This is a genomic window from Heyndrickxia sp. FSL W8-0423, assembly GCF_038009395.1.
Classification (GTDB): Bacteria; Bacillota; Bacilli; order Bacillales; family Bacillaceae_C; genus Heyndrickxia; species Heyndrickxia sporothermodurans.
Map to the genome: position 1 here is coordinate 3,943,717 of NZ_JBBPBE010000001.1, position 11,068 is coordinate 3,954,784.

The 11,068-nt window shown below is 31.6% G+C and carries 6 protein-coding genes; 2 read left to right on the plus strand and 4 right to left on the minus strand.

Going from position 1 to position 11,068, the window contains the following annotated elements; genetic code table 11:
- Window positions 1-231: 231 nt before the first annotated feature.
- The 3 genes from galU to MKY81_RS20225 form a co-directional block, all read right to left on the minus strand.
- On the minus strand, window positions 232-1,122 hold the full coding sequence (gene galU, locus MKY81_RS20215; RefSeq protein ID WP_341118635.1) for a UTP--glucose-1-phosphate uridylyltransferase GalU: 891 nt from the start codon (window positions 1,120-1,122) through the stop codon (window positions 232-234).
- 110 nt (window positions 1,123-1,232) lie between these two features.
- Window positions 1,233-3,359 (minus strand): bifunctional glycosyltransferase/CDP-glycerol:glycerophosphate glycerophosphotransferase, encoded by a 2,127-nt coding sequence (locus MKY81_RS20220; RefSeq protein ID WP_341118636.1) that lies wholly within the window; start codon window positions 3,357-3,359, stop codon window positions 1,233-1,235.
- Between the two features lie 206 nt (window positions 3,360-3,565).
- Window positions 3,566-6,079 carry a glycosyltransferase gene (locus tag MKY81_RS20225; protein ID WP_341118637.1) on the minus strand — a complete coding sequence of 838 codons (2,514 nt, stop codon included), beginning with the start codon at window positions 6,077-6,079 and terminating at the stop codon, window positions 3,566-3,568.
- 188 nt (window positions 6,080-6,267) lie between these two features.
- On the opposite strand from MKY81_RS20225, the gene MKY81_RS20230 reads away from it, so the two are divergent.
- On the plus strand, window positions 6,268-8,736 hold the full coding sequence (locus MKY81_RS20230; protein ID WP_341118638.1) for a glycosyltransferase: 2,469 nt from the start codon (window positions 6,268-6,270) through the stop codon (window positions 8,734-8,736).
- A 19-nt stretch (window positions 8,737-8,755) separates the two neighbouring features.
- Here the strand turns inward: MKY81_RS20230 and galE are convergent, their stop codons facing one another.
- The gene (gene galE / locus MKY81_RS20235) at window positions 8,756-9,775 is read right to left on the minus strand and encodes a UDP-glucose 4-epimerase GalE (RefSeq protein WP_108072010.1); all 1,020 of its coding nucleotides are present in this window, start codon (window positions 9,773-9,775) and stop codon (window positions 8,756-8,758) included.
- Between the two features lie 116 nt (window positions 9,776-9,891).
- On the opposite strand from galE, the gene MKY81_RS20240 reads away from it, so the two are divergent.
- A complete protein-coding gene (locus tag MKY81_RS20240; protein ID WP_181294651.1) occupies window positions 9,892-10,809 on the plus strand; it encodes a nuclease-related domain-containing protein in 918 nt (305 codons plus the stop codon).
- Window positions 10,810-11,068 lie beyond the last annotated feature (259 nt).

Here is an 11,068-nt window from a genome sequence, read left to right on the forward strand (position 1 = left end):
TATACACCTAGAAAAAATTACGATTTTAAAATAAATCACTATAAAAATCAAGTTTCCCATAATAATTTTATGAATTTATTAGCATGAATAATATATAGTACTTTACGAATTAATACTTTCAACATTATAAATCTAATAATCTTCAATATCAATTATTATCGAAAGTAGTCAAAATAATGTTAATTTACTGGAATGTGTTCAAAAAAAAAAGAAGCACTTGTGCCTCTTTTTTTAAACTTTTTTATGATCAATTAAAATATTCTCTACAAGTTGTTCCAAATAATTGACCATTTCGTGATGTAAATCCTCTCTAGATAATGCCATTTCAATAGTTGTCTTTATAAAACCAAGTTTTTCACCGACATCATAGCGTTTACCTTCAAAATTATATGCATAAACTTTTTGTATTTCATTTAGCTTTTGAATGGCATCCGTTAATTGTATTTCTCCACCGGAACCAATTTGTTGTAATTCAAGATAATCAAATATTTCAGGAGTTAGTACATATCTACCCATAATTGCAATGTCAGAAGGTGCATACTCAATTGAAGGCTTTTCTACAAAGCTATTCACCTCATATAATCGTCCCTCTTGTCTATTTGGATCAATAATACCATATCTAGACGCTTCTTCTTTTGGAACCTGCTGTACACCAATTACGGAAGAGTTAACATCATTATAAACATTTATTAACTGTTTCAAACAAGGAATTTCAGATTGAACAATATCATCACCCAATAAAACCGCAAAGGGTTCTTTACCAATAAATTTTCTTGCACACCAAATTGCATGTCCTAGCCCTTTTGGTTCCTTTTGTCGTATATAATGAATATCAACTTTTGAAGGTTGACGCACCTTTTCAAGTAGTTCAAACTTTTCCTTTGCAATTAAATTTTCCTCTAATTCAAATGCATAGTCAAAATGGTCTTCTATTGCTCTTTTTCCTTTTCCTGTTACAATAATAATATCCTCGATTCCGGATTCAATTGCTTCTTCAATAATATATTGAATAGTTGGCTTGTCCACTATAGGGAGCATTTCTTTTGGCATTGCTTTCGTTGCCGGAAGGAATCTCGTTCCTAACCCTGCCGCAGGGATTATCGCCTTTTTAACTTTTTGCAAATGATGTCACCTCAGCTTGTATATTTCACTATAGAATTTTAGTATAACATGTCATAATCAAAAAGAGAAAATTTTTAAGAAAAACCTGCTTATATTATTTAATTATTTTCTTATTTATTAAAAATATGTGCAACTATATTTTCAGTTGCCTTACCATTATCCCATTCACAAAACTTCTTATAAAAATCATCGTATTTTCTTTTATATTCATTCTCAACTAATTCTATTTTCTTTATTGCACTAATAATTTCTTCTGTTGTTTTTAACATTGGTCCGGGGATATCATTCTCCATATCTATATAAAAGCCTCTTAAAGTATCACGATATTTTTCTAAATCATACGTAAAGAATAAAATAGGTCTTTTTAAGTTAGCATAATCGAAAAAGACGGATGAATAATCAGTAATTAAAATATCCGAAATTAAATATAACTCTGCAATATCATCATATTTAGAAAAGTTATAGGCAAATCCCTCTAAACCGCTTGTATCAATGTCATCTGCAATGAAATAATGCATTCTTAAAGCAATTACATATTCATCTCCAAGCTGTTCTTTCATTTTATTCAAGTCTAATTTTAATTTAAATTTATATTTTCCAGGCTCATAAAATTCATCATCTCTCCATGTTGGTGCATATAGAATAACCTTTTTATCAATTGGTATGCCTAGCCGAACCTTTAATGAATTAATAAATTCCTCATTATTGTTTTTATATAAAATATCATTTCTTGGATAACCATATTCTAGCATCGTTTTATCAAATTTAAATGCTCTACGAAAAATATCGGAGGAATATTGATTCGGTGATATTAAGTAGTCCCACCGTCTTGATTGCTGATAAAAATGTTTTTTATAATTTGGGTTTGCAGAATAAATATCATTCATGTCAAAAACAAGTTTTTTCAGTGGCGTCCCATGCCAAGTTTGCAAGTATACATTATCCGGACGTTTATTTAAATGCAATGGCAATCGAGAATTACTCACCCAATATTTAGATGTACCAAGATAATAATAATATGCAAGACTAAATCTCTTTACCTGCTTAGCATTTCCTGGGATATTTTTGCCCGTTTCATTGAACACCCATACATATTTATAGTTCATATTATTGTTTAGCATATATTCATAAATATATTTAGGACTGTCTGAATAATTTTTCCCTAAAAAACTTTCAAAAACTATAGTTCTTTCTTTCAGAGACATTTTCATAAATAAGGATCTATACAATTGAACATAAATTTTACGTTTGCTTCTGCTTTTAATTACACTTTTTATATTTTTAGCGAAATGATGCAGACGAATTAACTTTACATATTGTTTTTGTTTTCCTTTTAATAACAGATTAAATTCACGTCGAATATGAAGATTTTGCTCTTTCCATTTTTCCTTATTAACCTTTGCTGCGGAGGTGGACAACCTTCTAAAAAATTTATTGATCTTTCCACTTTGGCTAAAAAGTTTGATAATATTCCTTCTATAAAAATTTAAAAATAATCTATCTAAATAATGGGCGACATCTTCACTATTACCATACTTTTCCCTTAAATCATTAAATACTTCTAAAAAGTCTGTAACAATTCTATCACTATCCTGTTGCATCAATGCTGGATTCGAGATGGGATCATTACGCCATCTTTTATTATAGTAACATCCTTTAATATATATATAAGTATCCATTTTTATCATAGCATTAACTATAAATAATAGTTCAGAATAGTAGCTTACATCCTCCGAAAATTTCAGGTGATTATCTTTAATAAAATCAATTGAAATAAGCCGATTCAATAATGAGCAATTTTTAAATTGCCGTTTCATTTCTTTACTTTCTTTAAGTTCTATTTCTCTCACAAGACTTTTACTATCTTCTTTTGTTTTGATTCGTTTTTGTTGACCCGAAATCATGACATGGTTCCCGATATTTTCAACGAGTATTTGTATTGTATTAAGTGCAAGGTAATCATCGCTATCAAGAAAATACACATAATCCCCTGTTGCTTTAGAAACACCTACATTTCTAGAATAACCTACCCCTTTGTTTTCACTTAAATGAATAGATATAATTCTCGAATCCCTATTTGAAAACTCATCAATAATTTCTTGTGAACGATCGGTTGATCCGTCATTAATCAAAATAACTTCTAAATCTTTGTAAGTTTGATTAACAACAGAATTTAGACACTCCGTTAAAAACTCTTCCGTATTAAATATAGGGATAATAATTGAAACTTTCCTCATTTATGTTAACTCCTTAAAGTTGTTTAATATTTAGTCACCGTCTTACGATGCTCAAAACAAAGTCTTAAATAAATTTAACATAAACAAATAAAATTTTCATTGGTTATGAATACGTTGAAACATATAATATTTTTGAAATGAAATAGTAATTAATATTAAAAAAAGGAAAACTTAATAGGTTTTCCTTTTTAGTACAACTATTTATTTTAACAAATTTCTTGTATAAACATCTGAATCGCATCCCTATTATACCCCACATAATCAAATTCCTTCATTTCCATTCCTTCTTCTATAAATGTAATCATCGCTTGTTTTAATGCTTCGACATTGTGTTCAATCAATTTTCCGTAGCCATCTGCAAGTACACTTTTTATTCCGGGAACATTTGTCCCAATTACTGGTTTTTCGAGTATTAGGGCTTCGAGTAAGACTAATCCTTGCCCTTCATATTCGGAGGATAGGATAAAGCAATCACATTGGTTAAGTAGTACGAATGGGTTTTCTATTTGTCCTGTGAAGTATACTTTATTGCCAATTCCTAGAGATTGAACTAAGTGCTTTAATTGTTGTTCTAAAGGTCCTTCTCCAACAATGTAAAGTCGTGCTTTTTCCTCTACTTCGGTGACTTTAGCAAAAGCATGAATTAATGTTTCTTGATCTTTTTCAGGTGAAAGTCTAGCTATATTGATAAAATTAATATTTTGTTCCTGTGGTACAGCTACTCCTTTCAAATCTAGGACCCCTAATTCGGTATTGCCTCCACTTAAAATTAAAAACTGTTGGTTTTCAAAATTTATTAGCCTTTTTTGGTCTTTCATCGTTAGTACATGTTTATAATTTATGACATTATTTACATAAACCATTTTTTCTTTGGCATGATCAATATATTGATGTAAATCATTAAAGTTTTCACTATTAGCTGACTCAGATACTGAAATAATTTTATCAAAATAACGATATAATGAAAAAATGATCTTTAAATTTTTACGATGCTTATAATCTCCGTTTATTACTTTTTCGTATTCTTTCATCATAATATTATGCAAGTAAATACATTTCTTTTTATCCGATCCACAGGCAAATAATAATGTCCAAAATGAGTTGTAGCCGCCGAAATCAACGACAATATCGAAATTTGCATTCCCTAGCATACGTGATAGCTCTCTTTTATACATGCTTTTTGGGGCATTTCTTCTCATAACTTTTGAATATAACCCTCTTCTAACGACTAATTGATGCTGATACCATTCTTTTATCGTCATGTTCCAACTGCCTACACGGTAAAGGACACTTACATTTGGGTGTAGTTTTTTTATATTATTTTCTTTTCCATCATGTAACTCGGAAGACTCAATAACAACGATTTCATATTTTGAATAATCAAGATTATTCATTAGATTAATTGCAGAAATCGTAATTCCATTATTATAGAATCCTCCACAATAAAACAAAATTTTCTTCTTATTATTTTCATTTTTAATAACATTTTCACTCTCCTTGCCCTTCAAAACAATGTCTATAAATCGCTCTGTTGCGTTTCCATCATCATGATAGCAATAGTTCTGCAAAAATTGATTATATTTCCCTTCGTATTGCTCCTTTACGATTTGCAGTTGATGTATTTCGTCAATTACCCCTTGAATCGTTGTGCAAAACGGTCCAGGTAACTCGTTAACTTCTATATAAAAACCTCTTTCCTTTTCATAAAAATCATAATCGTCACCATAAAAGATAATTGGTTTTTTTGAAGGTAAAAAGTCAAAGAAAATACTGGAGTAATCTGTAATTAACAGATCTACAATTGATAGTAATTCATTTGTGTCCATCCATTCTGGAACACAAATATTTGCCATATCACTATTTTCGAAAAACTTATATGCAAAGTAATGGGTTTTTAATAAAATTATATATTCGTCTCCCATTTTTTCCTTTAATTCCGTCAATTCCTCATGTAATTTCCTACTCGTATCCGTTTCTTGATTGACCTTTCCTCTCCACGTTGGTGCAAATAAAATAATCTTTTTGTCAGACGGGATGGACAGGCGTTTCCTAATTTTATTTTTATCAGCATGAAACATCGAATCGACCCTAGGATAGCCAATATCCGCTATTTTTCCATTAAAGAGTGAAAAAATATCATGTGACTGCAATAATTTTTCATATGTGAATTTGTTTGGACTAATTAAGTAGTCAGTATGAAGCAAGTTTCTTTGAATATTTTTATGATCAGAAAGCGCAGCATCTTTCACATGCATTCCCAAAGTCTTCAAAGGCGTTCCATGCCACGTATTAATATAGATTTGCCCCTGTTTTTTTTGAAAATAATACGGAAAGCTCGTATTGTTGATTAAATATTTTGCTTCCGTTAAATATTTTAAGTATTCATCACTATGTATTTTTACGAATACGACATTTTTATAGTTTTTATAAATAGGTATTATATTCTTTTCCTCTTCGATTGCCCATATATGCTGAAAATGACGAAATGCTGGATCTTTAAGGATTCCTTTAAAAATCGCATAAGGGTTACCTGTCATATTTTTCCCATGGTATGCTTCATATAAAATGACGTGATTTTTCACTTTCGTTTTATTAAGAAACTTCGTGTACTTTACTCTTTGTCTAAAGTTCGTATTCCATAAATAGTCTCTGACCGGCTGTCTAATAAATTTGATACGCCGTTTTAAAATATTTTTCACCTGCAGCAGCTTTTCTTTCATTTATATATTTCCTCCATTATTACGAAATGCCCTGTACCTTTCATATTCATCCTTTTCTTCTCTCATTTGAAATATACACTATTTCATAAAATCTGCAGAAAATTTCCAAATAGCATTATAAATCGATGTTTTACTACCCATACTATGAATAGTTTAATCGTATTTTCAAAGGGAAGTCGGAGGAAAACATGTTAAAGAAAAGTTTAAAAAAAGCAAAGAATCTATTCGGAAAGAATTTTCGAAAACAAACGATTTATACAAATTACATAGAAAAAAAGGCAATTAACGATAAAATGATATTTTATGAGTCCTATCATGGGGAAAGTATGACAGGGAACCCATATGTCGTATTTTCCTATTTGATAGATCATCCAGCATTTAAAGATTTTCAACATATTTGGGCGATAAAAGATAAAGCAGCCATTCATGAAGAGTTTACTCATTTTCCTAATGTTGAATATGTCATCTATCAAAGTATCCCATATGTGAAGCGACTCGCTACTGCGAAATACCTAATCAATGACACGACCTTCCCCTCTTATTTTCTAAAAAGAAAAGGACAAATCTATGTGAATACGTGGCATGGGACACCATTAAAAACAATGGGTTTAGATATTAAAAAGAAAGGTTTTGCAGAACATAAAAATATTCAACGGAATTTTTTATGTGCAGATTATCTCGTTAGCCCAAATGAATTTACATATAAAAAATTACTGAAATCACATGCTATTTATACGATTTATAACGGGAAAGTTTTGGATACGGGTTATCCCCGAGTTGACTTAATGTTTCATGCGGATAAGGAATTGGTTCGAAAAAAATTATCCATCCCTTCAAAGAAAAAAGTCATTTTATATGCTCCAACATGGAGAGGTACGTTAGGGGCTGAAGTAAATGAAAGTGACAGATTATTAAAAGATGTGCAGACGATTCAACAATCTGTTGGCCCCGAATATATTGTTTTGCTTAAATCACATTATTATGCCCAGCAATATTTCAAACATAAAGGGATGGACCGTAATTGTATACCAAATAAAATAGATTCAAATGAGCTGTTGTCTATAGTGGATCTTTTAATCACTGATTACTCTAGTATTTTTTTTGAATTTCTTCCGACAAAGCGTCCCGTTCTTTTTTATGCTTATGATGAAGAAGATTATATGGAGAAACGTGGTACATATATCCCCCTAGATCAATTACCTGGTCCTGTTTGTCGGACTATTGATGGAGTTATTGATAGAATTCAACATATTGAATCTGTAAAAGAACAATTTAAACCGGTCTATCAACGATTTATAGAACAATTTTGCTATCATGATGACGGTCACGCCACTGAGCGTTTTGTAAATGCCGTTTTTTATGAAAAAATACAAGAGAAGTATCTTATTCGTACCGCTACGAATAAAACAAAAATTTTAATATACGGCGGTGGCTTTTTAAACAATGGAATAACTGCTTCCATAACAAATTTATTAAAATCAATCGATTATGATCTGTATGATGTTACCCTCATTGATTATGGAAATCAAAAGGAAGAAAAGATACATAATTTAAACAAGATAGATAAAAATGTTCATATTATCTACCGAGTTGGGAGTTGGAACGCAACTATTGCTGAACGATTACGTCATATACTGTTTTTACAAAATGGTGCCTACACACCATATATGAAACGTCTCATGCCAGCAAAAATGTATCAAAGGGAAATGGGACGTATGGTTGGGTTAACGAAGTTTGATATCGGCATCGACTTTAGCGGCTACAGTCCATTTTGGTCCCTATTGTTTGCTTTTGGAGATTTTAAAAGAAAAAGTATTTTTCTTCACTCGGATATGAGAAAAGAAATAGACAAAAAGGTAAATAAAAAATATCCGCATCGAAAAAATTTACATATCATTTTTTCTTTATATAATTTTTACGATAAAATTTTATCTGTTTCTAAGCTGACACATGAGCAAAACAAACAAAATTTAATGCGTTTTATTGAAGAATCTTCAAGAAAAATGGACTACGTGATCAATACGATTGATTATAAAAATATCCTTGCAAAAAAAGAAGATTATCAATATGAATTTGCGATGGAAACTGATCTATCGTTAAAAGGATTAGCGTCCACTGCCCCCGCATTTCCAATGCCCAGTACATCTAATATAAATTTTATTACGATTGGGAGACTCGGACCTGAAAAGGATCATGCTAAATTAATTGATGCATTTTCCGTTATTGCATCAGCAAATAAAAATGCCAGATTATATATTGTTGGGGACGGAGCATTAAGGGACGTATTAAAAGAAAAGGTAAAAAAATTGCAATTACAGGATAAAATTATCTTTACCGGTCAGATAGACAATCCATATACCTTATTAAATCTTTGTGATTGTTTTGTGCTTTCCTCAAATCAAGAGGGGCAGCCAATGGTATTGCTCGAAGCACTCGTCCTCGGTAAACCCGTAATTGTGACAGATATTCCGGGATCTAGAAGTGTTGTTGAAGGAGGCTACGGTTTAATTGTTGAAAATTCCATTGATGGCTTAGTCAAAGGGATGAACGATTATTTAGAAGGAAAACGAATAAATGAACAAGCTTTCGACTATGAAGCTTATTTGAATGACGCAATCAATATGTTTTATGAGAAAGTGTGTAGAATTGAAAAATGAAATCGGCTTTTTGCTGATTTCATTTTGTACTTTTATATCCGTATGGATTGTTTTTTTGCCACCGCCACGTATCTTCGCAAATATCATCAATTCCTTTCTTTGCCACCCAGTTTAATTCCTTTTCAGCTTTTGACGAATTTGCATAACTAATGGCTGTATCTCCTTGCCTCCGTCCGACTATTTTATATGGAATTGTTCGTTGGGCTGCATTTTCAAATGCTTTAACCATTTGGAAAACACTATAACCTTTTCCGGTACCGAGATTATATGTAGCAACACCAGTGGTTACTTTTGTTTTATTTAGAGCCTTCAAATGGCCGTTTGCAAGATCCTCGACGTGAATATAATCACGAATTCCGGTCCCATCAATTGTTGGATAATCATTCCCATATATTTTTAGCTCATTTAATTGCCCAACCGCCACCTTACTAATATAAGGCATTAAATTTGTAGGAATATCATTAGGATCCTCTCCGATTAGACCGCTTTTGTGGGCGCCGTTTGGATTAAAATATCTTAAAATTGTAATACTCCACTCCTTATCTGAATTATATAGATCACGAAGAATCTCCTCAATCATCAGCTTCGTTCTTCCATAAGGATTAATAGGTTTCGTTGCAGCAGTTTCTGCAATCGGAACCGTTTCTGGTATCCCATATACAGCTGCAGATGAACTAAATACGATTCTTTTCACATGGTGGTTCTTCATTATATCGAGTAAGTTTAGGGTACCTATTATATTGTTTTTATAATATTCTAGTGAAATTGCTATCGACTCATTTGTTGATTTTAAACTTGCAAAATGGATAACTGCTTCTATACTGTTTTCGTTAAAAATTTTTTGGATTTCCTCTCTATTTTTCAAATCAACTTTATAAATATTGAAAGCCTTTTTTGTAATCTTTTTCACACGAAATAACGCTTCAATATTACTATTGGAAAAATTATCGGCAACGATAATTTCCTCACCCGCCTGTAATAGTTCAATGCATGTATGACTACCTATATATCCGGCTCCACCTGTTACTAGAATCGCCATTTTCATGCCCCCTCTTTTTTATCATGTATATTCAACATGAGGGGGAAAATTAACTTGAGTTTGCATAAAGCTTTTTATATTATAAAATTATAGATTGTTTGAAAAGGATGTGGGATATGATTAAGAAGCCTCGTATTGAGTCAGTAGAATTAAGACGTTTTCGAAGTATGGATATACGAACGAATTTATCCGTAAAGGAAAAATCGTATTATTTAAACCTTGAAAAGGGCTTTCAAGGTGAAAAAATATTTGACGAATGGATGGAAAGCCTTACGATCGATTGCCTTATTTTGAACGATCTATTGTTTGAACATAGCAACACTTTCTTTCAAGTTGACTCTTTAATCATGCTTCAGGACATCATTCATTTTTTTGAAATAAAATATTTTGAAGGTGATTACATTATCAAAAATGATGAATGGCATTTCCTATCTGGCAAAGAAAAAGAAATAAAGAATCCTTTACTCCAATTAAAAAGAAGTGCATCATTACTCCGAAGAGTCCTCCAAGATTTAGGTTGTCACTTGCCAGTTGAAGAACATCTAATCTTCGTTAAGCCCGATTTTTATCTTTATCAAGCCCCTATCAATTTGCCCATTATTTTCCCTTCGCAGATTGAACGATTTATTGACAGCATGAATAAGAAATCGTCAAATCTAACTAGCTATCATTCTAAACTTGCCAATCAATTATTATCTTTACATGTGGATGAATCACCGTTTATACGAGTACCGAAGTATAGTTTTGATCAACTAAAAAAAGGCATCACATGTGATAAGTGTAAAGGATTTATTGACCATTATGAAAAGTATTTCATTGTATGTCCTAAATGCGGACACAAAGAAAATATTACATCGGCAGTATTACGTAGTATAGAGGAATATTGTTTACTATTTCCAAATAAAAAGCTGACAACAAACTCGATTCAAGAATGGTGTAAAATTACTTCACACAAAACAATTCAAAGGGTACTTTCAACACATTTTAAGCAACTGGGACATGGTAAATCCACCTATTATATTCGTAATAATTAACAGCCTTGTATAAAATTAAATGTAAATTAAGAGTCGTTGATGATTTTGAAGCATTTATATTGTTGGTTTGTTTGGGTTAGGCTTGATTCTAGGGTTTCGATTTTGGGGACGACCAAGATGGGTTTTAGTTTTGGATCTTGGGCTTCATTCGCTCGCTTTGTCTACCAAGATGGAGCTAAGTTTTGGTTCTTGGGCTTCATTCTCTCGCTTTGACGACCAAGATGGAGCTAAGTTTTGGTTCTTGAGCTTCATTCACTCG

Coding starts and splice junctions, on each gene's coding strand:
- MKY81_RS20230 (WP_341118638.1), top strand. CDS start 6,268: ATGTTAAAGAAAAGTTTAAAAAAAGCAAAGAATCTATTCGGAAAGAAT.
- MKY81_RS20220 (WP_341118636.1), bottom strand. CDS start 3,359: ATGAGGAAAGTTTCAATTATTATCCCTATATTTAATACGGAAGAGTTT.
- MKY81_RS20225 (WP_341118637.1), bottom strand. CDS start 6,079: ATGAAAGAAAAGCTGCTGCAGGTGAAAAATATTTTAAAACGGCGTATC.
- galE (WP_108072010.1), bottom strand. CDS start 9,775: ATGGCGATTCTAGTAACAGGTGGAGCCGGATATATAGGTAGTCATACA.
- MKY81_RS20240 (WP_181294651.1), top strand. CDS start 9,892: ATGATTAAGAAGCCTCGTATTGAGTCAGTAGAATTAAGACGTTTTCGA.